This is a genomic window from Vibrio sp. B1-2 (assembly GCF_963888445.1).
Taxonomy (GTDB): Bacteria; Pseudomonadota; Gammaproteobacteria; order Enterobacterales; family Vibrionaceae; genus Vibrio; species Vibrio anguillarum.
Window position 1 is genome coordinate 173,093 of the sequence record NZ_CAWPJH010000022.1, and the last position, 25,873, is coordinate 198,965.

The following is a 25,873-nucleotide window of genomic DNA, read 5'->3' on the forward strand; positions in this document are numbered from 1 at the left end:
GGTTATTTCTCCAAAACAGGGGTAGAGATTGCCGAATCAGCAAGCGCAATGTGGAATATATCGCCTTTCGCTGCTGGGTGTTTTTCGCTATAAGTCGCAGGACGGTGCTGCTCACGAGCGCTGACGAACACGACGTTCTCATCGCGTAAATCAGAATTAATGAAGTGAGTAAAACGAGTTAATTGCTCAGGATGATTAAGCGTTTCTGTCCATTCACAGCGATAATCAGCAATAAGCTTCGCCACATCCGCTTCGAGTTGATCGTTAATGCCCAACTTATCGTCCACAATCACTTCACGCAGGTAATCAACACCACCTTCTAGGTTGTCTAGCCACACTGAGGTGCGTTGTAATTTATCGGCTGTGCGAATGTAGAACATCATGAAACGGTCGATGTATTTCAGTAGTGTTGCTTCATCTAAATCAGAGGCCAGCAGATCGGCATGTCGAGGCTTCATACCACCATTACCGCAGACATACATATTCCAACCCGCATCGGTCGCGATCAGGCCTAAATCTTTCCCTTGCGCTTCGGCACATTCGCGGGTACAGCCTGAGACACCAAACTTCATCTTGTGTGGTGTACGGATACCTTTGTAGCGGTTTTCAATCAGCACACCCAAACCGACGCTGTCTTGCACACCAAAACGGCACCACGTACTACCGACACACGTTTTTGCCATGCGCAGAGCTTTGGCATAGGCTTGGCCTGTCTCGTATCCAGCATCAATCAGTTTGCGCCAAATCTCAGGTAAATCGTCTTTTTGAGCACCAAACAGACCAATGCGCTGCGCGCCCGTCACTTTGGTGTAAAGTTTGTATTCTTGAGCGACATTCGCCAGCACCGCAAGCGCTTGTGGTGTGACTTCACCACCCGCCATGCGTGGGATCACCGAATAAGTACCGTCTTTTTGCATGTTACCCAAGAAGTTATCATTGGTGTCTTGCAAACTGACCAGCGATGGCGAGAGCACATGATCCCCCCAACACGAGGCCAGAATCGAACCAATTGTTGGCTTACAGACTTCGCACCCATAACCGCGTCCATGTTTTGCCAACATCTCATCAAAACGTTTGATACCGTTAATGCGGATCAAATGGAACAGCTCTTGGCGTGAATACGCAAAGTGCTCACAAATGTCGTTTTTGACTTCCACACCCGATTTAGCCAATTCAGCATTCAGAACCGACGTCACTAAAGGCACGCAACCACCACAACCGGTTCCTGCCCCTGTCACCGCTTTAATCGCGCCGAGCGTATGATGACCATCGACCACGGCTTGGGCAATTTTCGCTTTAGTCACATCAAAACAAGAACAGATCACCGCAGTATCAGGTAGTGCATCCGCGCCTAATGCCGGTTTTTCAGCGCCAGCATGCGCGGGTAGAATCAAGGTGTCTGGGTGTTTGGGTAGCTCAATATCATTGAGTTTGAGTTGCAGTAAATCGCCGTAATCTGACGTGTCGCCAACTAAAACTGCACCAAGCAATTTTTTACCGTCTTCAGAAACGATAATGCGCTTATAAACTTCATCTTCTTCATTTTGATAGACGTAGCTTTTACAACCGGGCGTTCGTCCATTGGCATCACCAATCGATCCCACCTTCACACCCAGCAGTTTGAGCTTGGCGCTCATGTCTGCACCACTAAATTGGCTCTCATTGCCCACAAGATGATCAACCGCAACCATTGCCATTTTGTAACCAGGAGCGACCAGACCGAAGAAAGTTTGATTCCAAGAAGCACATTCGCCAATCGCGTAAATATCAGGATCGGATGTTTGGCAGTGATCGTTAATGGCAACGCCACCACGCGGCGCGATGTCTAGACCCATATCACGAGCTAATTTGTCCTGAGGACGTATCCCTGCGGAAAATACGATGAAGTCAACTTCCAAATCCGAACCGTCGGCAAACTTCATGGTATTACGAGCGGTCTCGCCTTGAGCAACGATCTCTAGCGTATTTTTGCTAGTGTGAACTTGCACCCCCATCCGCTCAATTTTATTACGCAGTTGTAAACCGCCTTGCAAGTCAAGTTGCTCAGCCATTAATACCGGAGCAAACTCAATCACATGGGTTTGTACGCCCAACGCTTTCAGCGCGCCAGCCGCTTCAAGGCCAAGTAAACCACCGCCTATCACTACGCCACTTTTGCTCTTTTTCGCGCACGTTTCGATGGCCTTTAGATCTTCAATGGTGCGGTAGACAAAGCAGTCTTTACTTTCATTGCCTTTGATCGGCGGTACAAAGGGATAAGAGCCCATCGCCAAGACTAATTTGTCATAGCTCACTTCACGGCCAGTATTTGAATAGACCACGCGCTTTTCGCGATTAATGTTAACCGCCCGCTCGCCCATCAAGACATTAATCGCATGCTTTTGATAGAAACCCGGCTTAACAAGCGAAAGCTCTTCAGCGGTATGGTGTGAAAAGTAGGAAGAAAGATGGACGCGATCGTAGGCAACACGCGGTTCCTCACAAAAAACCGTGACATCAACAGCCGATGCCTCCATTTTTTCGACCAAATCTTCGATATAGCGATGGCCAACCATGCCATTACCGATGACAACCAGCTTCATCCTGCTCATATGGGTTCCTAATTATGGTAACGTTTCATTGAGCGAGATTTTTAATTATGAAAGAAAATGAATTACTGATGTAAATCAATTACAAACTCAAACTACCCTAAAGAGGTAGCCATAAAGAGGAATATCAGAGAGAAATAAACACCTTATCGTAAATACTAGGGGCCGACAGGTATAGGAAAATAATTAATATAGTATGATCGCTTCTAATCAAACTTGATCATTTACAACAAAACTTGTCAGCTTTCCTCTGTCAAAACACTTGGCAGAAGTTATATACGCAACGTAAACACGCTCATTATGCTTTAGAGTAGAAGCTTATGACGGGGTGTTCACCCCACCCTAACCCTCCCCTTGAAGGGGAGGGAATTAATTTCGTGAGTATTGGGTATTTTATTTATGATGAGCGATATAGGTTGTTGGAATGTTTTTGCCCCAAATTGAGTTACCCGCGACATCAGAGTAAATAGTAGAATTCGGATTTTGAAAGCTTTAATTAATGGTAAGGAACATTTGGTATTATGGCTTTTTCAAATTTAGATAGGGAGCCGTAAATCACTCCCTATTTGGCAGGTATTAAAAATTATACTAACCTAAGCATAATTGCTCATTAAGAAAATCTTTAAAACGAACTTGAATCATTTTACGAGCATCAGTAATCGTTTTTTTAGACGGTTCAAACAGCTCTAGTATACGTTCAAGTTCATCAATACACGCCTGATTATCAAGATCGCTACGAACTTTTTTCATATATAGTATGTAGAATACTTTTTGCTCAATTTTCTGTAGGCTTTCTGTTACTGAGTCATATGATTTTTTAATGTCAAAGTAGCTTTCTATAATCACTGGCGCATCAGAGATATTGAAATTTCTTTCCGAGAAGATGTCGTCATAATACTTACCAAAGATATGTTGTTTTTGATTGGAAGATTTTTCAGGATTACCTTGAATTGCAAATAGTATCTGTCCAAATAACTCCATGCTAATTTTGTACTTGTAATCTTTTTGGTCATTCATGCCAGTATCTCCATTCTTTCTTGAATAGATAATATCATGTTCATCCAAAAGTTGTTCTAGTTGAATCTGTAGGGTGCTCAAAGACTTTAAATCTACGTTTGAGATTGAGTTTTGGCTATTAGTGTATTCTGCGATTTTGTTAACGGCATCACTATTTGAAGCATTGAATATTCTAACCAAGACTTCACTTTTAGATAAAAACTCAGATATATATGAATCATCTTGAGCATTGAAATTATGAAGTGTTCGGAGTGTTTGCCCTCCGTTTAGTACTTGGAAGTCACTGATGGAAATTCTTACTTTTTTGTTACCATTAACAGGCTCTGCTTTAATATCTTTAGCAACAATTGTCATGCCATTGTTATACATGAAAAATTTGCTAGGATCTTCTTTTAGAGAACGTGCTATGGCTTCATTATATTTTGATTTTTGAACAAAGCCTCGAACATTGTCGAATAAAACTCCATAGTCTATTCGTTCTTTAGCTAACACTTCAATTTGTTCACAATTGTAGTTATTTCTTAGTTCTTGATTTTTACATGTTATTCTAATTATATCTGCCGCATTTAATCTTACTATATAAGACTTTGACGTTGAAATGGTGTTTTCCGAATAAGACATTAAAGCGTCATTGTCGATTATAAGCTCTGAAGATATTGGCTTTGGTCGAATGGACATCATTGATTTAATTTGTGGAAGACAGATAGAAATAACTTCCATATCATAAAAATCTTTCAGTTGCTGAATCGCCGTCTCATCAATATTTATTGGAACAGCTTCATTGCTTAACATATAAAGAGAGGTCTTCCAAACATCATTACTATTGAGTCTTTCTATCGCATCATCAACTAAACTCTTTAACTTTCCATCTAGACCATCAGAATTTCCATTTAAGATGCAATTTACTAGTTTTGTTGAAACAAAAGCTTCATTTGAGCTTTGCATCTGACCAGGTTTAAATGATTCTCTAAATTTAAAGTTGAATAGTAATATCTCTTTACTTTCATCATTAATATAAATCGCATCAATACCTTGATCATTAAATCGATTACCCGTGAGGTATGCGTTGTATTCAGTATCAGTGATATTATCACTGATACGATCAAGATCTTTCTCATCACACAAACTTTCAAGCATAAACAGGTAAAAACCAAATCGTTCCTTTAGCTTGTCATTCTCGGGTTGCTTAGAAAAGACAGCACCTTTTGAGTAAAGGTCAAAATACTTTTTACATTTTATATTTTATATTTTATATTTAATAACTTGAAATCGTTTAAACTAGCGACACCAGACATAAAACCTCTAAACTAATGATTTTTTCAACTATATCACAGCTGCATATAATGGTGCGCAAAAAAGTATGACTTTAGGGTTGTTGTTATGTTTTCAAATTATGCATTACGCTTTAGGTGATTAACATCACAAAATTTATTTTCTCGTTGTTTCCCTAACTAAATCTAATTCGAAGATACATACCGATATTGCCAACCTTAACTCGGAGTTGTCCAAACTTGTGTCAGGCCGATCTTCGCTGGCTCATTTTTGCCACATTATGCTCCAGAGTGGAAGCTGAACCGTTCTGTTCCTCCCCCTTTAAGGGGGAGGTTAGGAGGGGGTGTGCAGAGGTGTCAGCAACCAAGAAACACCCCAACCTACCCCTCCCCTTAAAGGGGAGGGAATTAGTTTCGTGAGCGTTGAGAGGTAGCGGTATCTTTCTATGAAAGATTTTCTTGACGAATCCCACATAATTAATGTGACATTCTGTCCTTCGCATCTTTATGGCTGACAGCATTTAAATATAAATACTCCTCCACCCAAAACTGCACCGTTCATAAAGCATTCACATTCAATCGCTACGTTAGCTCAATATCTTCGAGAGCCGTCATGTGAAACCACTTAAACGCTATCAATACGAACGCTATGCCGTGCTGTGCAACCTTGCTTATCTCAGAGTGTTTAGGCAGACACGTTACGGTTTTGACCCGAACGGTCAGCACATCATCCGTAACCAGTTTGGTAAAATCATGATTCGAGTGCTGTGGAGTAAAAACCAAGAAGAGGCGGTGGTCGTCATCAAAGGTTCGCACAGTGTCAGTGATTGGCTTTTGAACTTTGCAATGTGGACACGCAGTTGTCAGCACTTAGGATTGGATTACCGTATTCATGCGGGCTTTTACCATCTCCTGCATCAAGAGAGCCTGCCAACGCGCAACGAAGATAAACTCGGCCTATCGGTTTTACAACGGCTGGAAGCCGTCGTTGTTCCTCTGATCGAGAGCGGCAAACGCATTGCCATCACTGGTCACTCTTCGGGTGGGGCTATTGGGTGTATCTTTGCTGACTACATCGAAAAGAAATACCCAAAATGCATCAAACGCATTGTGACATTCGGCCAACCCGCGATTGGTAATTGGCGTTTTCGTCAACGCTACGCGCTTAGCCACAAAACCTATCGTATTTGTTGTGACCTCGACATCGTCACCTTTATGCCACCCATTCCTTTAATCTATTGGCATGTGGGTAAATTGCTGTGGCTTTACAATGGGCGTATTTACGAAAACACACCAACGTTCATCCGGTTAGGTCGATCTTTATTGAGCTGGCTAGTTCGCCCCTTCTCTTATCACCTCATGAGTAAATACATCCGTAATAAGGATTTCTTCGATGAACGATAGAAGCTAGCACCGAACAAAAAACACGGTGACTTCAAATATTTTTCACACTAAACAATTATGAAAAATTAATTGTAATTAATTGAATTAAAGCAATATTTATCATTAACCATATAAATTTAATGGCAATTATCATCCAAAAATAGATTTGAACTCTAAACATTATCATGGCATTTTATATTTAACTAATCGTTCAATATAAAATAATCAGGATGAATTATGCCAAAGGTAGGGATGCCAGACATACGCAAACCTCAACTTGTTGCCGCAACAATGACAGTCATTGAGCGCGTTGGATTACATGGCGCAAGTATCGCTTTAATCAGCAAAGAAGCAGGTGTCTCGACAGGGATTATCAATCACTACTTTGGCGGCAAGCATGGATTATTGGAAGAGACAATGCGTGTTGTTTTACGTGAGCTTTCAACCACCATCACTCAGCATTTAAACCAACTCCCAAAAGAGGCTCATTACGAACGCATTAATGCCATCGTAACCGGCAATTTCAAAGGGTTCCAAGCGGAAAACCAAGTTGTTAAAACATGGTTAGCGTTTTGGGCTTACTCCATGCACGACGCACAGTTAAATCGCCTGCAATACGTCAATGAACAGCGTTTACTTTCTCATCTTAAGATTGAACTCAAGCCGCTGCTCCCATCAGAACAAGTCAACCTCGTGGCTCATGGTATCGCGTCACTGATTGATGGCATTTGGCTACGCGGAGCATTAAACCCCAAAGGGATCGACCCTGCTCAAGCACATTCCATCATTAACGATTACCTCAATAAACAATTAGCGTTTTACGCGCAATAACAACCCACTTCAGGCCTTAAAATGGAAATACAATCGCTTTATATCAACGGAACGCTCCGATCTGCGACTTCAGGAGAACGTTTCGATACCTACAACCCAGCAACAGGTGAAGTGATAGCAAGATTGCAGCACGCCAGTGCCAATGACATTGAACAAGCTATCACCTCTGCCAAGCAAGGATTCGCGGTATGGTCAAGAATGACCGCAACAGAACGCAGCCGTATTTTGCTAAAAGCAGTAAAAATACTTAGAGAACGAAACGATGAACTTGCTGTACTTGAAGTTCTCGATACCGGTAAGCCGATTCAAGAAGCCAATTGCGTTGATATTGCGACTGGCGCAGACGTCATTGAGTACTTTGCAAATTTAGCCCCATCGCTTCAAGGCGAGCAACAGCAGCTCAATGAACATCAGTTTTTTTATACTCGACGCGAGCCATTAGGCATCTGCGCGGGCATTGGCGCATGGAATTATCCGATTCAAATCGCGATGTGGAAATCAGCGCCAGCACTGGCTGCCGGCAATGTGATGATTTTCAAGCCCTCAGAGGAAACGCCATTAAGCGCATTAAAACTGGCAGAGATCTTCAGTGAAGCCGGAGTGCCAGACGGCGTCTTTAACGTGGTTCAAGGTGATTACCGCGTAGGTCAAATGCTGACGGCCCACCCAGATATTGCCAAAGTCTCTTTTACCGGTGAATCGGGTACCGGGAAAACCGTAATGGCAGACAGCGCTCGCAGCTTGAAGTCTGTCACCATGGAATTAGGCGGAAAGTCACCGCTCATTATTTTTGATGATGCCAAGCTTGATCAAGCTGTCTCCGCTGCCATGGTGGCAAACTTTTATACCCAAGGTGAAGTATGTACCCATGGGACGCGCGTTTTCGTGCACGACAGCCTCTACGATGCGTTTGTCGCTCAGCTTAAGCTGCGTACTGAACAATTAGTGATTGGCGATCCTATGGATATCAACACCCAGATTGGCGCGTTAATTTCCAAACCTCATTTAAACAAAGTGCTCACAGCCATTGAACAAGCCAAAGCTAGCCAAGCAACTTTGCTCACTGGTGGTTATCAAGTTACCGATAACGGCCTAAATAAGGGCAATTTTGTTGCACCAACTGTTTTCATTGATTGCACTGATGACATGGCTCACGTGCAGCAAGAAATCTTTGGCCCTGTGATGTCAGTGCTTAAGTTTAGCGATGAAGACGAAGTGATCGCGCGCGCGAATGGCACTCAATATGGCTTAGCTGCAGGAGTGTTCACACAGAACCTTTCTCGTGCACACCGAGTAATTCACCAACTTCAAGCCGGGATCTGCTGGATAAATACCTGGGGAGACTCTCCGGCAGAAATGCCTGTCGGTGGTTATAAGCATTCCGGAATTGGTCGTGAAAATGGCATAGAAACCCTTAAGCATTATACCCAAACCAAGAGCATTTTAGTGGAGCTAGATGATTTTGCTAGCCCATATGCTTAATCGTCAAAGGAGCCTTCTATGTTAAATCACTTTGATTACATTATCGTCGGTGCGGGCTCAGCGGGTTGTGTTCTTGCCGATCGCTTAACCGAGTCTGGCGAACATCAGGTTTTACTGCTCGAAGCTGGCGGAAGCGATAAAAGCATTTTTATTCAAATGCCCACCGCCCTTTCTTACCCGATGAACAGCGAAAAATACGCATGGCAATTTGAAACCGAATCAGAGCCCGATCTCGACGGGCGTCAGTTACATTGCCCACGGGGAAAAGTACTCGGTGGCAGCTCGTCTATTAATGGCATGGTGTACGTTCGTGGCCACGCTTGCGATTTTGATGAATGGGAATCACTGGGCGCTGAGGGTTGGAATTATCAAAATTGTTTACCCTATTTTCGCCGCGCTGAATCTTGGATAGGTGGCGATAACGCTTATCGTGGCGGCAATGGGCCTGTCGGTACTTGTAACGGTAACGACATGCAATTGAACCCACTTTATCAAGCCTTCATCGATGCGGGCAAAGAAGCCGGTTATCCAGAAACTGACGATTACAATGCTTATCAGCAGGAAGGTTTCGGACCAATGCATATGACGGTAGATTCTGGAGTTCGCGCCTCAACGTCCAATGCCTATTTACGCCGCGCGATGAAGCGCCCGAACCTCACCGTAAAAACAGGAATTGTGGCACATAAAATCTTGATTGAAGAGCAAAAGGCCATCGGCGTTGAGTTTGAAAAATCAGGCAAGATCCAACAAGCGTTTTGCTTGCGAGAAGTGATCTCAAGTGCTGGTTCTATTGGCTCTCCTCAACTTTTGCAACTTTCAGGTATTGGCCCTAAAGCGTTGCTTGAACAAGTTGGTGTGAAACTGGAGCAAGACCTGCCTGGCGTGGGTCAAAACCTGCAAGATCACTTAGAGATCTATTTTCAATACCACTGCAAACAGCCGATCACACTAAACAGTAAACTCGGTTTAATCAACAAAGGGCTTATCGGCACTGAATGGATCTTAACTCGTAAAGGATTAGGGGCAACCAACCACTTCGAGTCATGCGCGTTTATTCGCTCTCGCGCAGGGCTCAAATGGCCAAATATTCAATACCACTTTTTACCTGCTGCGATGCGGTACGACGGCCAAGCGGCCTTTGATGGTCACGGCTTCCAAGTTCATGTGGGACCCAATAAGCCAGAAAGCCGAGGACAAGTACAAATTGTCTCTCGCGATCCAACGGTTTCACCCTCTATCGCATTTAATTACCTATCAACCGAACAAGATCGTCAAGATTGGCGCGATTGCATTCGTCTCACCCGCGAAATTCTAGCGCAACCAGCATTGGATAGTTATCGGGGTGAAGAAATTCAACCGGGTGAAGAGATCCAAAGCGATGACGATATTGATTCATGGGTCAAACAGAATGTGGAAAGCGCCTATCACCCCTCTTGCAGCTGCAAAATGGGCGCAGATGACGACCCAATGGCCGTGGTGAATGACCAATGCCAAGTGCGCGGAATTCAAGCTTTACGCGTGGTGGATTCCTCGATATTCCCAAGCATTCCCAACGGGAACCTGAATGCGCCAACCATCATGGTCGCAGAGCGCGCCGCCGATCTTATTTTAGGCAAACCGCTATTAGCCAGTACTGAAGCTCCAGTATGGATTGCACCAGACTGGCAAACCAAACAAAGAATAAAACCACCAATGAGAAAGCCGGACGCTTACTCATAAAATTTATAAAGTCAGTCAAAAATACAAGGAAATAACATGTCTATTACTAAAAAAACCGTGCTCACACTTGCAATGACGACTCTGCTCAGCGCCAACGCTTACGCCAATCAATGCGATACGGTACGCTTTGCTGATGTGGGTTGGACAGACATCACCGCCACGACGGCAATAACCACAGAGTTGCTCAAAGGGTTAGGTTATCAGACAAAAATCGATTTACTCTCAGTACCCGTGACCTACTCATCTATGGCGAACGGTGACATTGATGTATTCCTCGGTAATTGGATGCCAACCATGGAAGGCGATATTGCCAAATACCGTGAAGCTGGAACGGTTGAAACTCTACGCGCTAACTTGGAAGGAGCAAAATACACACTCGCTGTGCCTAAGTACGTTTATGATGCCGGTGTCCAATCGTTTGCTGATATCGCTCAATTTTCAGATAAATTTCGCGGCAAAATCTATGGTATTGAACCGGGCAATGACGGTAATCGCTTGATCCAATCGATGGTTGATGAAAACGCTTTTGAGCTGAAAGATTTTAGCGTTGTTGAGTCAAGTGAAGCGGGCATGGTGTCACAAGTGGCACGCTCAGTACGTCGTAATCAGTGGATTGTGTTTCTAGGTTGGGCTCCGCACCCAATGAACAGCAATGTTGAAATGGAATACCTTGATGGCGGTGACGATTACTTTGGCCCAAACTACGGTGGTGCAAATGTCTACACCAATGTGCGTCAAAACTACCTAGCACAATGCCCAAATGTCGGTAATTTATTAAAAAACCTATCCTTCTCGCTTGAAATGGAAAACCAACTGATGGAATCCATTCTCAACCAAGGCGTGTTACCAGAACAAGCCGCTCGCCAATGGTTAATCAAACATCCAGAAAGTATTGTTCCATGGCTAAAGAATGTAAAAACTAAAGCTGGAACACCTGCACAACAAGCTATCAGCAACTATTTAGCGCCATTTAAAGCATAAATTAATTTAAAGGAGGAGGTGAGCATTTCACCTTCCAAAAGGCTATACCGTGAATTTTATTACAGAGAACAAAATCCCCTTAGGTCGTTGGATGGAAAGTGGCGTTGACTGGCTGACCATCCATGCAGCCACATTTTTTGATACTGTTTCCTACTTACTTGAGACCATCATTTTATCTTTAGTTGATGTGTTTAAATGGATGCCCCCTGCCGTGCCGATTTTAGTCACCGCAGCCATTGCATGGTATCTGCATCGTCAGATTTCATTGGTGGTATTTGTTATTGCTGCCCTACTGCTTATTCTAAACCTTGGCTACTGGCAAGAAATGCTGGAAACCTTTGTCTTGGTGTTTGCCGCGACAACGATTTCCGTATTAATTGGCGTACCATTGGGCATTATCGCCGCGCATCGACCATGGCTTTATACGCTGATGCGCCCAATTCTTGACTTAATGCAAACGGTACCAACCTTTGTTTACCTCATTCCAACGCTAGTTCTGTTCGGTTTGGGTATTGTTCCGGGGCTCATTTCGACCATTATCTTTGCCATCGCCGCCCCCATTCGCCTCACCTATCTTGGGATAACTAAGGTACCGGAAGAGTTAGTTGAAGCGGGTAAAGCATTCGGCTCTAGCCGTATGAACTTACTGCTCAAAGTGGAGTTGCCAGCAGCGCTACCCAGCATAATGGCAGGGATCACTCAGTGCATTATGTTATCACTCTCAATGGTTGTGATTGCCGCCTTAGTTGGGGCTGACGGCCTTGGCAAACCCGTGATTCGTGCACTCAACACCGTCAATATTTCTCAAGGTTTTGAAGCAGGCTTAGCCATTGTTTTAGTCGCCATCATTCTTGATCGTTTATGCAAAACCCCACATCAAAATAATAAGGACGCATAATCATGGACGCAATTACCATTAAAAACCTCGATGTTATCTTTGGTCAGAACCCAAATGAAGCACTGCAACGACTCGATGCGGGTGAATCTCGCCAAGAGATTATCGATACCTGCGGTCAAGTCGTAGGGGTAAACAATGTCAGCCTTACTGTTAAAGAAGGCGAGATTTGCGTCTTGATGGGGCTGTCTGGTTCAGGGAAATCGAGCTTGCTACGCGCGGTGAATGGCTTGAATACCATCAGCCGGGGATCATTAGAATTAAAAGATGGCGAACGCTTTGTTGACCTTGCCAGCTGTGATAAAGCAACGCTTCAGCATTTAAGAACAAATCGTGTCTCGATGGTGTTTCAAAAGTTTGCCCTTATGCCTTGGTTATCGGTTTTAGATAACGTGGCATTTGGCTTAGAAATGCAAGGAATGAGTAAGAAAAAACGCCACCAACGTGCTCGTGCTCAGCTCTCGATGGTTGGCCTTGCTGAATGGGAAGATAAATTCCCCCATGAGCTTTCTGGCGGCATGCAGCAACGTGTCGGTTTAGCACGTGCTTTTGCAATGGACAGTGACATCCTATTAATGGATGAACCGTTCTCAGCACTTGATCCGCTGATTCGTGCACAACTGCAAGATGAGTTATTAGAGCTACAAAGCAAACTCAACAAAACCATCTTATTTGTTAGCCACGACTTAGATGAAGCGCTAAAAATAGGTAATAACATCGCGATTATGGAGTCAGGAAAACTGATTCAGCACGGTAAACCAGAAGAAATTGTCCTTACACCCAAAACGGACTACGTTAAAGAGTTTGTGGCACACACTAACCCTCTTAACGTACTAAAAGGACGTTCGTTAATGCAGCCCATCGAACAGTTAAAGCAACAAGACGAACGTTGGCAGGTCTGCAAAAAACAGGATGTTTGGGTCGCACAACATGATAAAACTCTGACACTATATGGAGCAACGTCGACCGCTCTTATCCACTGGGATACCCAAGTCAGCGATATGTCGAACATTGATTCATCGATGATGATTATTACAACACCTGATATTGATATGCGTAGCGCGATTGAGTTGAAACATCGAACTCAAAATCCGATTCTTCTGATGGAAAATAATCAGCTCGTCGGCGTCTTAAGCGACCAAGAAATTTACAGTGCCCTACTGGGAAATTATCAAACCGAAAAGGCGGCTTAACACTCACCTCTGTGCATTGCTGTCAATGTCATGTTAACGCCATCATACCGATGGCGTTATTTTCTAAGCAGGCTGTTGATTCTTAATCACATAGATCAAAAAAAGACGCTAAAAAGCGTCTTTTTTTGTTTTTGGAGGCGCGACCCGGAGTCGAACCGAGGTCCACGGATTTGCAATCCGCTGCATAACCAGTCTGCCATCGCGCCTTTAATTTTTTGTTGCTCTTAATGAGCAAAGAATAGATGGTGCCCCGGGCCGGACTTGAACCGGCACGACTCGAAAGTCGAGGGATTTTAAATCCCTTGTGTCTACCAATTTCACCACCAGGGCACGCAATTCTGGATTGCGATGCCGTCAACTGAATCAGTTACACACCATCGAAAATTTTTTGAAGTACATTCGCTAGCTTTGTTATTAACAACATTTGGTTATTAAAAACATTTGTTATTAAACATTGCTTTGCAGCTTTTAATAACTCTGCTCATCTTGCTGAGCAACTAACTCCTGACATTGTTCTTTCGAGCTTTGCCGTGAGAACGAGGCGTACTTTAACGGATTAAGAAAATGAGTCAACAATAAATTTTCCACTTATGAATCAAGTGACTAAGAATCGACCCGCAAAGGATAGAAGGCGAACAATTAGAGCAACAATCCATCAGTTCTTATCAAGTAATCGTTACCATTTTTTCATCAGTCGCCCGACGAGATTAGGATGGTATGCCCAGCAGTGATCAAACATCGCCATCAACTGTGGATTACCATAGCGAGACAAACTCACCGCATGGAAACGATTTTTTTGATGTTTTAAGGTCGCGATTTTTTCTAGCAGAGCTTCCGGCGGTTTAGGTGCGATGAAATCCGACAATACGACCAAATCTGCATTGCGGTATTTGTCACTGTTCATCAGTTCAACCGATTGTTCTAGCACAGGGTCTAAATCCGTTCCGCCGTGAAATGAATAACTTAAAAAATCACTCGCTTCACGCAAGCCATCTTGCTTGGTCAGCTCATAGGTAATTTGCTGAGTAGAAAACAGCATCACGTAGCACTCGCGCCTCTCAGCAAGCGCAATCTGCATCAGAGCATAAGCCATCGCTTTTGCACACTGTTCTGGGAAACCACTCATGGAACCAGAAGCGTCCACACATACGATGAACGGCCCTTTTTCAATCTCAAACTGTTTGTGTTCTGGTTGGTACGCTTTGACTTTACGCAAGGTGCGAGACTTGCCTTGCATGCGATAGTTCATCAAGCGCTTATCCACTAAATGCTTGTAGAAAACCACCTCAAGTTCAGGATAGGCAAGAAACATGGTTTCGTTGGGCAGTAGCTTGTTCAGATCATCACTTTCGTGGATGCCGACGATGTCATCCGTCGCTTCGTCCGATTTCTCCTCCACCATTTGCAGCGCTTCGGCTGGAGTGCGGTTGAGATCCGGGTCATCTACTTCGCCAGCCATGCGCCCAAGCTGTTCAGCAATCTCTTGCAATCCTTTGTTCTTTTTCAAAAATTCTGCATGGCGTTTCATGACACTAATGTCTGTTTTACTGAGCTTCGCCGATGCCATATCCCACAAGCGACCGACGCTGCTTTCATCACCCGATTCCGTGACTTTATCCATGTTTTTCATGGTTTCCATACGCTGGTACAAATCGGCCAACACTTTTTCTTTGTTACTTTCAAGTTCGTTGATTTGCGCTTGTTTAATCGCATGGCAAAGGCTTTGATACCATTGGTCACAAAAGAAATGAGGGAACATGGGGTTATGCAACCCCTTGTTTTTTTCGATTAAACGACGTGCTTGGAGATAAAATGCTGAGTGCCATTCCAACTGTTTGATTATCTCGTTAATCCGGGTAAAGAAGGTCTCTTCATCCCAGTGAATTACTTCTTGATATAAGGTCAGCTCTTGTTGAAAACGCTCAGTTTCACACACTTTTGTAATGCGTTTTTTGACACTACCACGCCACTTAGTTAGGTGATTTTTAACTGAATTCGCCACGCCGCGGTTTTCAGCCATCATCATCACTTGCGAGCGCGCAAGCAAATCATTCACTGCCGTATCAATGATGCCCGAGTCGGCAATCATTAACGCTAAATTTAAACCATCGGCACCAAGCATCTTCTCTCCTTACGCAAAAAACTGGTTTAGGTTTTTAAAACGAAGCACCGTTTTTTCGCATTCGGTATGAGTCGATTCAAGTAATTGCTGCAGATGCTGCAGCGTCGCTTCCATAGCGGTGGGCAGCTCCGGATCAATGAAGTTATGCGGCAAAGCGCCGTGAAACTTAGAACGTACTTTACGCAAATGGTGTTCGGCATGTTGCAACTGTGCAACGGCTTGATCCGCTTTCGTAAGCCACTCTTGATAAAGACTTTCGTCTAAACCTTGCTCAGTCACCAAACTCACCAACACCGAGCGATTAGCAATATCTTTCAGAACGAGGTTATTACCAGCATCTAAATCAAACCTTAAACGGCACAAATTGGTATTTTGATTCACATAACCATACACATCGCCATGCCCCTCTTTGATCGTTCTTTCAAGCTCGCTTTTAGGCACATAAACCCAGCGGCTATCGCCTTTTTCGGCCTCAGAGACGGACATATTGCTTTGCAGCAATACCAATTTGACCAAGTCATGAGTGGTGCCTACCTGATAGGTTTTTGCCGATTTGGTATCAAACTGATGCACTTGCTTTTTAATCAAACCGGATGATGTTTCCAGCGAGAGCAACATGCCAAATTCAGACTCTAGCTCTTCTTGAATCTCAGCCAGCTCTTCACGACACACTACGATTTGATGTTCAACTTCTTGTTGGTCAAAAGCATGTTTCAACGCAAAGTCGCGTATAACGCGGCGCACAATATCGCGAGAATCGGGGCTATTCCAAAGACAATCTTGCAGCAGCAGTAAATCAAGCGGGTTGATTGAGTCGCGGCCATTAAAAAACGCACTCGCTTTGAGCAGCTTCACCGCTTTTTTCCAACGGCGGTCTGAAACGTACATATCAATACTTGCCGCAGCGGGCTGGTTTTCAACGGCATGCTCTAGCATGTTTTTCAGCTCAAATAACTTTTCAAACACGTCATCTGTCAACAGTAAATCGTCAAGTTGTCGCTGCCATGAGTGATACTCTTCATCGGTAATCGCAAGCCCTTCAGGGATGCGCGCTTCTTGTGGCGTACCGACAGTCAGCATCGATTTGAAATTCTGCTTATTTTGAATACGGTTGACAAACACACGCACTAACATGCGATCGTACAAGGCATCTAAACCACTCTCTTCATCCGGTAATTCGTTCGATGCCGAAACCAGAAGACGCATTGGTACACGTTCAATATCGCTCCCATTTTTGAAGGTCTTTTCATTCACAACCGTTAATAAGGTGTTCAAAATGGCGGGGCCTGCTTTCCAAATTTCATCAAGAAAAACCACTTGTGCGGTAGGAAGATAGCCTTTGGTTAGGCGAACATAGCGCCCATTATCTTTTAATTCTTGAATGCTTAATGGACCAAATACCTCTTCTGGTGTTGAGAAACGCGTCATGAGGTATTCAAAATAACTACTGTTATCGAAGGCTTGGATCAGACGTTTCGCAATCAAACTTTTTGCAATACCAGGAGGGCCGAGTAGGAAAACACTTTCCCCCGCTAAAGCAGCCAGTAGACAAAGTTTGATGGTGTCTTCACGCTCATAAACACCATCCGATAAAGCCTTAGCAAGCTTATTTATGCGCTCTGAAAGTAGCGCTTTTTGCGCATGAGATGCAGGAGTAAAATTGATCACTTAAGCGCTCCAAATGGTTTGTATACATAACTTTATACGACTGTTATTGTTTTGTTACAAATAGATTTTAGTATAAGCGCCCACTTATAGCAGATCTCTTTTCTGTGAAATTCTTCGAAATCAATGTTTGCATATATGAGACTGACATCACTGATTGTGCAAGAAATATTGATACTTAGGTTATCGTTTTACTTTGTCTTAGCCACAGATTCTCGGTAAGGTTGAACCCTTATCATCATATCAGTCATTGGCTAGCCACAATTAAAGAAGAGTTTGCATGAGCAAAACCATACATACATGGAAAACCATTTCATTAGTGCAAGAGGATGTCACCCTTCCTACGGGCAAAAGCATTGAGCACACCACCATAGTCCATCCGGGCGCGGCCGTGATTTTGCCGATCACAGAACAAGGCGATATTATTCTGATTAATCAGTTTCGCCCCTCACTCAAAAAGTGGTTGTTAGAGCTCCCAGCAGGCACTTTAGAAAAGGGGGAGCTTCCAGCCGAATGCGCGCACCGTGAGCTTGAAGAAGAGACAGGATATAGCGCAAGTGAGCTGATCACTTTAGGGCAAGTCACACCATTAGCTGGATTTTGTGACGAAATACAGCACCTGTTTGTCGCTAAACAGCTGAGCAGAACTGCACGATTATCATGCGACGATGATGAAGTCATTGAGGTGGTGACGCTTTCGATCCAGGAATTGGAGCAAAAAATCATCACTGGGCAAATCACAGATTCAAAAACCATTGCCTGCCTAAGTAAGGCGAAGCTGTGTGGTTATCTATAAAATACTTAGCTATCGATAAAGTGCTTAGCTATCAATAAAGTACAAGCACAGATAAGAATTGAAGTGAAAATGCTTCTAGCAAAAATAGAAAAACGCATGAGGAGATTATATGGATTTTCGATCAGATACCGTTACTAAACCCACCGCCGCGATGCGTGAAGCAATGGCTAATGCCGATGTGGGTGATGATGTGTATGGCGATGACCCAACCGTCAACGCCTTAGAAGAGTGGGCCGCGCAGCGACACGGTTTTGAAGCGGCGCTATTTACCACGTCAGGCACACAAGCCAACCTGCTGGGTTTAATGTCACATTGTGAGCGTGGCGATGAGTACCTGTGTGGCCAACAAGCGCACAACTACAAATATGAAGCTGGGGGCGCCGCGGTTCTTGGCTCTATTCAGCCGCAGCCAATCGAAAATAACCCTGATGGCACGTTAGACTTCGATAAACTGCGCGCGGCCATTAAACCTGATGATGCCCACTTTGCTCGCACTCGATTACTTAGCCTTGAAAACACCATCAATGGCAAAGTTCTACCACTCGCCTATTTAGCGCAAGCGCGAACGTTTGTTGATCAACACCATTTGGCACTGCATTTAGATGGCGCGCGCGTATACAACGCCGCTGTAGCGCTGGATGTGGATGTTAAAGAGATTGCGCAATACTTTGACTCAATGACGGTCTGTTTATCTAAAGGGCTTTCAGCTCCTATCGGCTCGCTACTACTAGGTTCAAAAACCTACATTGCCAAGGCTCGACGTTTAAGAAAAATGCTCGGTGGCGGCATGCGTCAAGCCGGCATTTTGGCCGCAGCAGGCCACCTTGCATTGACTGAACAAGTCACTCAGCTGAAGACTGATCACGACAATGCCCAATATTTAGCGCGCAAATTAGCGGACTTAAACGGGTTTTCCGTCAATCCAGATTTAGTGCAAACTAACATCGTATTTGCCAAATTAGCTGATTCTATCGATATCCATACAATTACCAATCAGTTGGCGCAAGATGGAATAAAAGTTTCGCCAGGTAATCCGGTACGTTTTGTGACCCATAAAGACGTCTCACGCGATGATATTGATTTTCTAATCAGCAAACTCTCCCTTTATCTCTGATCCAATTAACATTGTGCAGTCATAACCTTATCATCGGTTATGACTGTCAAAGCGTTTTTTCCGTGAAACTACCTCTCAAATCTGGTACAACTGCGCTCGTTAAAAAATGAGACGAGTTAAAAAATGACCAAAAGACAAGGCCGCCGAAGTGCCACTGATGCCCAAAAAACCAAAAGAGATATTCTAGTGGTCGCTGCGGATCTGTTTTGCGAGCTAGGTTATGCACGAGTGTCATTACGAACGATCAGCGAAAAAGCTGGGGTTTCGCACAGTTTGCTGCGTCATCATTTCGGTAGTAAAGAGCAAATATGGCGCAGTATCAGCGATGGTCTCCATCTTTATATGGAGAATTATTTACGTCATATATTGAAAGAGATCCCAGCCAACACCCCCGCCAACGTGCAGTTGTATTTGTTCATTGTACGGCTGCTCGCGCATATGCTGACAGTCAAACAGCCGATTCAACTGATCGCCGATGCGGTAAGACAAGAAGATGCTCTGTTTGATTATTTTATCGACAGCGCAGGTGAAATTGAGCAGCTCGTCGAACAACTTGCCGAGCAATACAACCGTGAATTTTCAGCCACACCAATAAAGGTGTGGGAGATAAAATGGCAGATGATCATGTACGCGCACGGCGCGGCGAGCCTCACGCCATTTTTAAAAGAAACATGGTCAGATGAAACTCAAGATGTGAACCAATGCTTACTAAAACATTGGCAACTCTTTAATGACTTGATGATCGCCAAGTTCCATATCGACGAAGCTCAGACGCTCTGTCCGAACTCCATCAATGAGTTGCTGTATGATATTGAATGTGACTGGGCCAGATAAAGCGGGCGCTTTATCGCTTACCTCTACCGGCATGGATGTTTAGTTTTGCTTTCATCTTTCTTTTTTCCGCTGAACGGCTAGGTTTACGGCTGCTACGCTCAGTCGGTAAGGCTTCCAACAAACTCGGCTCAAACCCTTTTAACCACTCTTGTGGCAGGCGTTGATTGAGTAAGGCCTCTATCGCTTCAAGCAGATACTCTTCATCTCGGCTCATCAAAGAGACCGCGAAACCCGTTAGCCCGGCCCGGCCTGTGCGACCAATACGGTGCACGTAATCTTCCGCTTTATAGGGCATGTCGTAGTTAACCACTTGCTCAAGTTGCTGAATGTCAATTCCACGAGCCGCAACATCAGTAGCGATCAACGCTCTAACTTTACCTGATTTAAAATCATCCAATGCTTTTTGGCGCGCCCCTTGGCTTTTATCGCCATTGATCGAGGCCGCTTTGATGCCGTCCAATTTCAGTTCTTTGGCTAGCTCATCGCTACCTTGTTTGGTTTTGGTAAATACCAAGACTTGCTGCCAATTACGTGAACCAATTAGATAAGCTAATAACTCGCTTTTACGTTTTTTATCCACTGGATAAACGATCTGTTTTACAGTATCAGCGGTCGCATTGGCTGGTGAAATTTGCACGCCGACAGGGTCACGCATCATTTTGTGTGCTAATGCTTTGATTTTGTCATCAAAGGTGGCCGAGAAAAACAGCGTTTGGCGTTCATCATTCATGCGTTTCAAAATACGTTGGATATCAGGCAAAAAACCCATATCGAGCATGCGATCGGCTTCATCCAGCACCAACGCTTCGGTTTGCGTCAGGATAATGTTGCGCACAAACAGATGGTCAATTAACCGCCCAGGCGTCGCAATTAAAATATCCGCACCGCCACGCAAGTTACGTGTTTGCACTTGCATGCTGGTTCCACCATACGCGGTGACAATCTTCAATGTAGTGCTTTGTGCATAAGCACTTAAGCTATCAAACACTTGTTGAGCCAGCTCACGAGTCGGAACCAAAACAAGCGCGCGCACAACTTTACTATTGGCTTCTCGCTCGGCTTGGTTATCAAGAAAACGTTGCAAAATAGGTAAACCGAAAGCTGCCGTTTTGCCGGTACCCGTTTGCGCCCCAGCCATGACATCTTTACCAGCCAAAACATGCGGGATAGCTTGAGATTGAACATCCGTCGGTTGTTCAAAACCTAAAGATTGCAGAGCGCTAACTAATGTGGTTGAAAGTCCTAAACGTTGGAATGGGTGCACAGTATCAGACATTGCAGCTTACCTATTGGAAATCAGGGCGCGGATTGTAACAAAGCGCAAGGTAATCGCCTATTCAAAATCAGCGGAAATCAGCAGTGTTAGGGAATTGATACATGAGGGGGGAATGTAAGGAGCATAGCCAGCATAGGCTGCTGGCTGGTACTATTCTGCGCTCTGTTCAGAGCATTCATGAGATACAGAGTCATAATCGGATAAATCAAATCCGATCTCCATGGCGTCGAGCCACTCTAAGCACTCATCGTTTTTATATTGGTCACTCATTAATCGACCTCCTTTGATATTTACTGAGACGGGATTATCACGTCGCAAGATCCTTTTTAAATGATTTATATGACAGTTTTTTGAAAGCGAATAGTCAAATTAATCATCACCACAATATCTATCACAGCGAAACGATTTCGACCACTCTTATTTAGCCGCCACCTTGCCATGTAAACAAAAAAATACACTCATGGATTTTTATTTTTACAAAGCTGTTGAAAATGAATCCGAAGTTCTACAATATAGCCCAAAATGAGTGGATTAATGGTCAACACCCCGTTGTATTCATATATATCACTCCCTGAAACACAACATAACGTATAAAGAACTTTACACCATGACTCAATCAAAGATTTTCGGCAGTACTTTGATCATCGCAGGGACCACTATCGGTGCAGGCATGCTAGCTCTACCGCTCGCTTCTGCAGGTATCGGCTTTGGCACATCATTACTGATTATGATCGCCCTCTGGGCATTAATGGCTTTCACTGCATTGTTAATGGTTGAAATCCATCAATATGCAGACAAAGACGCCACCTTACATACATTGGCTAAACAGATCTTAGGGCAAAAAGGAAAATGGGTAGCGAGCTTTGCTATGCTATTTTTGTTCTATTCGCTTTGTGCAGCTTACATTGCCGGTGGCGGCGCACAATTCACTCATCGCCTGACAGAGTTTGCTGGCATTGAGATCAGCAATCCGCTAGGCACCTTGCTTTTTACTTTACTGGTTGCACTTGTGGTGACGATCGGCACCAGCACGGTTGATAAAGTGAACCGCCTGCTGTTTGCCGGTAAAATGGTCGCGATGATTATAGTGCTCTCATTTCTTGCACCTAATGTTTCTCAGTCATACTTGCTTAGTATGCCACTTGAGCAAGGCTTAATCGTTGCTGCAATTCCCGTCATTTTCACCTCATTCGGTTTCCATGGCAGTATTCCGGCGATTGTGAATTACTTAGATGGCGACACCCCTTCGCTGCGCAAAGCCATCTTAATTGGTTCTGCTATCCCGTTGATTATTTACATTTTTTGGCAGATCGTCACGTTAGGTGTCGTTAGCCAACCTCAGCTGGTTGAGAATTCCGGCCTGAGTGCGCTAATTGTGACATTAGGGCAAACCGTTCATCAATCCAATTTAAGCAGCATTATTGGCGTGTTTGCCGACCTTGCACTTTTGACGTCATTCTTAGGCGTAAGCTTGGGCTTGTTTGAATTCATGGGCGATACGATTAAGAAAAAGAACATTCCATTGCACCGTATGGCTGCCTCCGTCATCACCTATCTGCCACCATTAGTCTTTGCGCTATTTTACCCTCAAGGCTTTATTATGGCGCTCGGTTACGCAGCTATTGCGTTGACTATTTTGGCCATATTCTTACCGATTGTGATGGTGATTAAAGTGCGTTCAAACCAAGTATTCCAACTGCAGGGTGAAACACAATATCAAGTCAGAGGCGGCAAACTGGCTTTGACCATGACAGCAACCATTGGTTTGATGATCGTCACTTCGCAAATCTTTATTAGCCTTGGTGTGCTACCCGCTCTGGGTTAATCAATTAAAGTTAAAAGTGGGGAGAGTAATATTACTCTCCCCACTTTTTTTAACCTAAAATAAGATCAAAGTCTCAATCTTGACATTTAAGTCAACATTCATTTCATAAAATTCTGCACGAACACACACATTTAGCCTTAGTATATTTATAAAATTTACTATTACTTTTTTGCATATCGGAGCAGCAATGAAAGAAGTTCAGTTCAGGACGATTGACCGCGTGTTCATTAAAATGTCAATTAATGACAAGATGTGGGTGATCTTCGCTTTATTCCTCACCGCTTTAAGCTTTGTCGCAGGAAATCGCTATGTTGATTCACTGGCCCAGATAGAAGCGCAATCGAAGTTGGCCGTTGAGTACAAACTGCAAGGTCTGCTTGCCAGCGGCGCAGATCCACAAACCCTTTCAGCGGTTGAAACTCGCCATTCTTTAGCCGCAACTAGTTATCAAAAAGGGGTGATTACCGCCACAGCAAAACACAGCGATGGCAAAGTTTACGCACTGACAGAGAATCTCTCTTATCTTGAAAAAGACGCTCAGCGATCGGCACTCTCGACTTTTCTGTTGAGCTATTTGTGGGCAATCCCTTTTGCTATTTTCCTCTATTGGGTCGCTACTTTTATTGGCGGTGCATTGTGGGTGCTGTACACAACAACCTTGAAAATTTCAAAAGGTGATTTAACTTCACGATTAGGTTTTCACCCCGGTCGAGATGAGTTTGGCACCATTGGCTGCGCGCTCGATAACGCCATGGACACCCTGACCGAACTGGTAGTTTCAGTAAAACAAAACGCCACCACTCTCGGTGAAACATCCAGCTCTTTTGCCCATGAGATGAAAGAGAGCGAGCAACAAATCAGTAGCCAATACGCTTCCTTGGATTCCGTCGCCACGGCCATGGAAGAGATGACGGCCTCGGCGCAAGAAGTGTCGACCATTTCCCAACAAGCCAATCAGCAAGCCGAGCAAGATTCAAAACAAGCGGAAGAGAGCTCACAGCTAGTTCAGCAAGCGATTAATGAAATTTCCCAGTTGTCAAAATTCATTGAACAAGCCTCTCATTCGGTTTCAACATTGAATGAAAATACGGCGCAGATTAACGATGTGATCACCACCATCAATGCCATTTCGCAACAGACGAACTTATTGGCACTGAACGCTGCAATAGAAGCGGCACGTGCTGGTGAACAAGGGCGCGGTTTTGCCGTGGTAGCTGATGAAGTTCGCACCTTAGCTAGCCGCACGCAAGCGGCTACTGTTGAAATTCAATCCATGATTGAGAAGCTGCAAACCGAAAGTCAAGATATCGCACGCATTACTGAGCAAACGGTTAGTCAAGCTCAAACCAGTAGTGATTTAGTCGCTAACATCGGCAATAACGTCAATCAAATTGCTGAATCAGCAAAAATGATCAATGACATGAGTATTCAAATTTCAACTTCAGCCGAGGAGCAAAGCGCCGTTGCTAATGATATTGCTGCTGAGCTGAGCGATATTCGTACACAATCCAATGCGATTCGCAGTGTTGCGCAAACCTCATCGCAAGGTGTCGCTAGCCTTGCAAACGCTTCGCGCAACCTTGGTGAAATTTTAAGCCGTTATCGGACTAACTGATCATTGGATTGCTTGAATAATCAAGTCAGATCAAAATAGCCAGTCATTTGACTGGCTATTTATTTCATTCATCGCAGAGAAGTTGAAGCAAGAGCTTAAGACTCAGGATAACCTTGTGGATTATTTGACTGCCAACGCCACGTATCTTGTGTCATCGCTTCTAGGCTGCGAGTCGCTTTCCAACCTAGATCCGCCATCGCTTTGCTTGGATCTGCCCAACACTCCGCAATATCACCAGCGCGGCGTTCGACCAATTGGTACGGCACGCTTTTACCTGACGCTTGTTCAAACGCTTTCACCATCTCTAGTACACTGTAGCCATTTCCTGTGCCTAGGTTATAAATGTGCAAGCCTGCTTGTTGGCCTACTTTTTCCAGCGCAGCAATATGACCATCGGCTAGGTCCATTACGTGAATATAATCGCGAACCCCTGTGCCGTCTTTAGTGGAGTAATCACTGCCAAAAACAGAGAGAAATGCTCTTCGACCCACAGCCACTTGCGAGACAAAAGGCATTAGGTTGTTCGGAATACCTTGTGGATCTTCACCTAACTCGCCTGATGGATGTGAACCTACAGGGTTAAAATAGCGCAGCAGTGTAATGCTCCAATCTGGGTTGGCTTTATGGAAATCGGCCAAGCACTCTTCAACCATTAACTTACTACGCCCATAAGGGTTGGTCGCACTGGTTGGGAAATCTTCGGTAATAGGCACTGAGGCTGGGTCACCGTATACGGTTGCAGATGAACTAAAAACAAGTGCCTTCACGCCAGCTTCACGCATGGCCGCCACCAGTACCAATGTGCCATTCACATTGTTATCGTAATATTCCAATGGTTTTTCTACTGACTCACCGACTGCTTTTAAGCCTGCGAAATGGATCACCGCTTGAATATTTTGCGCTTTCATCACTTCAACCAGTTGTGCTTGGTTGCGTACATCACCATGGACGAACAGCGGCTTCACACCGGACACTTTTTCGATGCGCTCTAAAACCGATGCTTTACTATTGTATAAGTTGTCAAAAATTACGGGTGTCATACCGGCGTGGATCATTTGAATGCAGGTATGGCTGCCGATATACCCCATCCCGCCTGTCACTAATACTTTCATTGTTTTTACCTTCTGACATTGGTTGTGCAAGTTTAACGACTTTCAACCTAAACTTCACTTATAAATCAATCTGCTTTAATGTTTGTCTATCAGGCCAATTCGCTATCTTTCGGCCCATACTTATCGCCAAACAATGAATCGGATCACTGTATAT

At 44.3% G+C, this 25,873-nt stretch carries 18 protein-coding genes and 2 tRNA genes; 12 read left to right on the forward strand and 8 right to left on the reverse strand.

Annotated features, from left to right (window positions below):
• Nucleotides 1–2: 2 nt before the first annotated feature.
• Nucleotides 3–2,591: a nitrite reductase large subunit NirB gene (gene nirB / locus AACQ75_RS09075; RefSeq protein WP_170888520.1), complete on the reverse strand. Its 2,589-nt coding sequence runs from the start codon at nucleotides 2,589–2,591 to the stop codon at nucleotides 3–5.
• A gap of 585 nt (nucleotides 2,592–3,176) precedes the next feature.
• On the reverse strand, nucleotides 3,177–4,742 hold the full coding sequence (locus AACQ75_RS09080; protein ID WP_212755005.1) for an AIPR family protein: 1,566 nt from the start codon (nucleotides 4,740–4,742) through the stop codon (nucleotides 3,177–3,179).
• A gap of 749 nt (nucleotides 4,743–5,491) precedes the next feature.
• Here AACQ75_RS09080 and AACQ75_RS09085 point away from each other — a divergent pair.
• The 7 genes from AACQ75_RS09085 (at nucleotide 5,492) to choV (ending at nucleotide 13,360) form a co-directional block, all read left to right on the forward strand.
• Nucleotides 5,492–6,280 (forward strand): lipase family protein, encoded by a 789-nt coding sequence (locus AACQ75_RS09085; protein ID WP_170888521.1) that lies wholly within the window; start codon nucleotides 5,492–5,494, stop codon nucleotides 6,278–6,280.
• A gap of 216 nt (nucleotides 6,281–6,496) precedes the next feature.
• Nucleotides 6,497–7,090: a transcriptional regulator BetI gene (gene betI, locus AACQ75_RS09090; RefSeq protein WP_017046103.1), complete on the forward strand. Its 594-nt coding sequence runs from the start codon at nucleotides 6,497–6,499 to the stop codon at nucleotides 7,088–7,090.
• 21 nt (nucleotides 7,091–7,111) lie between these two features.
• Nucleotides 7,112–8,572 carry a betaine-aldehyde dehydrogenase gene (gene betB / locus AACQ75_RS09095; RefSeq protein ID WP_170888522.1) on the forward strand — a complete coding sequence of 487 codons (1,461 nt, stop codon included), beginning with the start codon at nucleotides 7,112–7,114 and terminating at the stop codon, nucleotides 8,570–8,572.
• 18 nt (nucleotides 8,573–8,590) lie between these two features.
• Nucleotides 8,591–10,291, forward strand: coding sequence for a choline dehydrogenase (betA, locus tag AACQ75_RS09100; protein WP_170888523.1), 1,701 nt, complete (start codon nucleotides 8,591–8,593; stop codon nucleotides 10,289–10,291).
• A gap of 36 nt (nucleotides 10,292–10,327) precedes the next feature.
• On the forward strand, nucleotides 10,328–11,272 hold the full coding sequence (locus tag AACQ75_RS09105; protein WP_047689625.1) for a choline ABC transporter substrate-binding protein: 945 nt from the start codon (nucleotides 10,328–10,330) through the stop codon (nucleotides 11,270–11,272).
• A gap of 49 nt (nucleotides 11,273–11,321) precedes the next feature.
• Nucleotides 11,322–12,170, forward strand: a complete 849-nt coding sequence (choW, locus tag AACQ75_RS09110) for a choline ABC transporter permease subunit (RefSeq protein WP_017048787.1) — start codon at nucleotides 11,322–11,324, stop codon at nucleotides 12,168–12,170.
• Between the two features lie 2 nt (nucleotides 12,171–12,172).
• Nucleotides 12,173–13,360: a choline ABC transporter ATP-binding protein gene (gene choV / locus AACQ75_RS09115; RefSeq protein ID WP_170888524.1), complete on the forward strand. Its 1,188-nt coding sequence runs from the start codon at nucleotides 12,173–12,175 to the stop codon at nucleotides 13,358–13,360.
• Between the two features lie 132 nt (nucleotides 13,361–13,492).
• Here the strand turns inward: choV and AACQ75_RS09120 are convergent.
• From AACQ75_RS09120 to AACQ75_RS09135, 4 genes are all read right to left on the reverse strand, one after another.
• A tRNA-Cys gene (locus tag AACQ75_RS09120) sits at nucleotides 13,493–13,566 on the reverse strand.
• A gap of 37 nt (nucleotides 13,567–13,603) precedes the next feature.
• Nucleotides 13,604–13,690, reverse strand: a tRNA-Leu gene (locus AACQ75_RS09125).
• 346 nt (nucleotides 13,691–14,036) lie between these two features.
• The gene (viaA, locus tag AACQ75_RS09130; RefSeq protein ID WP_019283198.1) at nucleotides 14,037–15,482 is read right to left on the reverse strand and encodes an ATPase RavA stimulator ViaA; all 1,446 of its coding nucleotides are present in this window, start codon (nucleotides 15,480–15,482) and stop codon (nucleotides 14,037–14,039) included.
• A 9-nt stretch (nucleotides 15,483–15,491) separates the two neighbouring features.
• Nucleotides 15,492–17,150: an ATPase RavA domain-containing protein gene (locus tag AACQ75_RS09135; RefSeq protein WP_094133667.1), complete on the reverse strand. Its 1,659-nt coding sequence runs from the start codon at nucleotides 17,148–17,150 to the stop codon at nucleotides 15,492–15,494.
• A gap of 277 nt (nucleotides 17,151–17,427) precedes the next feature.
• Here AACQ75_RS09135 and AACQ75_RS09140 point away from each other — a divergent pair, with 277 nt between their 5' ends.
• From AACQ75_RS09140 to AACQ75_RS09150, 3 genes are all read left to right on the forward strand, one after another.
• Nucleotides 17,428–17,943, forward strand: a complete 516-nt coding sequence (locus tag AACQ75_RS09140; RefSeq protein WP_170888525.1) for an NUDIX hydrolase — start codon at nucleotides 17,428–17,430, stop codon at nucleotides 17,941–17,943.
• Nucleotides 17,944–18,052: 109 nt separating this feature from the next.
• Nucleotides 18,053–19,057, forward strand: a complete 1,005-nt coding sequence (gene ltaE, locus AACQ75_RS09145; RefSeq protein ID WP_013867940.1) for a low-specificity L-threonine aldolase — start codon at nucleotides 18,053–18,055, stop codon at nucleotides 19,055–19,057.
• 123 nt (nucleotides 19,058–19,180) lie between these two features.
• Entirely contained in the window at nucleotides 19,181–19,891 is a 711-nt protein-coding gene (locus AACQ75_RS09150; RefSeq protein WP_013867941.1) for a TetR/AcrR family transcriptional regulator, read from the forward strand.
• A gap of 10 nt (nucleotides 19,892–19,901) precedes the next feature.
• Here the strand turns inward: AACQ75_RS09150 and AACQ75_RS09155 are convergent, their stop codons facing one another.
• Complete coding sequence (locus AACQ75_RS09155) at nucleotides 19,902–21,167, reverse strand: DEAD/DEAH box helicase (RefSeq protein ID WP_017046095.1); 1,266 nt, start codon at nucleotides 21,165–21,167, stop codon at nucleotides 19,902–19,904.
• Between the two features lie 607 nt (nucleotides 21,168–21,774).
• Between AACQ75_RS09155 and AACQ75_RS09160 the strand changes: the two genes are divergently transcribed.
• Both AACQ75_RS09160 and AACQ75_RS09165 read left to right on the forward strand, forming a co-directional pair.
• Entirely contained in the window at nucleotides 21,775–22,992 is a 1,218-nt protein-coding gene (locus tag AACQ75_RS09160; protein ID WP_017046094.1) for an aromatic amino acid transport family protein, read from the forward strand.
• Between the two features lie 187 nt (nucleotides 22,993–23,179).
• Nucleotides 23,180–24,607 carry a methyl-accepting chemotaxis protein gene (locus AACQ75_RS09165; RefSeq protein WP_026029078.1) on the forward strand — a complete coding sequence of 476 codons (1,428 nt, stop codon included), beginning with the start codon at nucleotides 23,180–23,182 and terminating at the stop codon, nucleotides 24,605–24,607.
• Nucleotides 24,608–24,702: 95 nt separating this feature from the next.
• Here the strand turns inward: AACQ75_RS09165 and galE are convergent, their stop codons facing one another.
• The gene (gene galE, locus AACQ75_RS09170) at nucleotides 24,703–25,719 is read right to left on the reverse strand and encodes a UDP-glucose 4-epimerase GalE (RefSeq protein ID WP_026029077.1); all 1,017 of its coding nucleotides are present in this window, start codon (nucleotides 25,717–25,719) and stop codon (nucleotides 24,703–24,705) included.
• Between the last annotated feature and the right edge of the window lie 154 nt (nucleotides 25,720–25,873).

Excerpts from the sequence above, each read along its gene's own strand:
- nirB (WP_170888520.1), bottom strand. The coding sequence starts at position 2,591 with ATGAGCAGGATGAAGCTGGTTGTCATCGGTAATGGCATGGTTGGCCAT.
- AACQ75_RS09080 (WP_212755005.1), bottom strand. The coding sequence starts at position 4,742 with ATGCTTGAAAGTTTGTGTGATGAGAAAGATCTTGATCGTATCAGTGAT.
- betI (WP_017046103.1), top strand. The coding sequence starts at position 6,497 with ATGCCAAAGGTAGGGATGCCAGACATACGCAAACCTCAACTTGTTGCC.
- betB (WP_170888522.1), top strand. The coding sequence starts at position 7,112 with ATGGAAATACAATCGCTTTATATCAACGGAACGCTCCGATCTGCGACT.
- betA (WP_170888523.1), top strand. The coding sequence starts at position 8,591 with ATGTTAAATCACTTTGATTACATTATCGTCGGTGCGGGCTCAGCGGGT.
- AACQ75_RS09105 (WP_047689625.1), top strand. The coding sequence starts at position 10,328 with ATGTCTATTACTAAAAAAACCGTGCTCACACTTGCAATGACGACTCTG.
- choV (WP_170888524.1), top strand. The coding sequence starts at position 12,173 with ATGGACGCAATTACCATTAAAAACCTCGATGTTATCTTTGGTCAGAAC.
- viaA (WP_019283198.1), bottom strand. The coding sequence starts at position 15,482 with ATGCTTGGTGCCGATGGTTTAAATTTAGCGTTAATGATTGCCGACTCG.
- AACQ75_RS09140 (WP_170888525.1), top strand. The coding sequence starts at position 17,428 with ATGAGCAAAACCATACATACATGGAAAACCATTTCATTAGTGCAAGAG.
- ltaE (WP_013867940.1), top strand. The coding sequence starts at position 18,053 with ATGGATTTTCGATCAGATACCGTTACTAAACCCACCGCCGCGATGCGT.
- AACQ75_RS09150 (WP_013867941.1), top strand. The coding sequence starts at position 19,181 with ATGACCAAAAGACAAGGCCGCCGAAGTGCCACTGATGCCCAAAAAACC.
- AACQ75_RS09155 (WP_017046095.1), bottom strand. The coding sequence starts at position 21,167 with ATGTCTGATACTGTGCACCCATTCCAACGTTTAGGACTTTCAACCACA.
- AACQ75_RS09160 (WP_017046094.1), top strand. The coding sequence starts at position 21,775 with ATGACTCAATCAAAGATTTTCGGCAGTACTTTGATCATCGCAGGGACC.
- AACQ75_RS09165 (WP_026029078.1), top strand. The coding sequence starts at position 23,180 with ATGAAAGAAGTTCAGTTCAGGACGATTGACCGCGTGTTCATTAAAATG.
- galE (WP_026029077.1), bottom strand. The coding sequence starts at position 25,719 with ATGAAAGTATTAGTGACAGGCGGGATGGGGTATATCGGCAGCCATACC.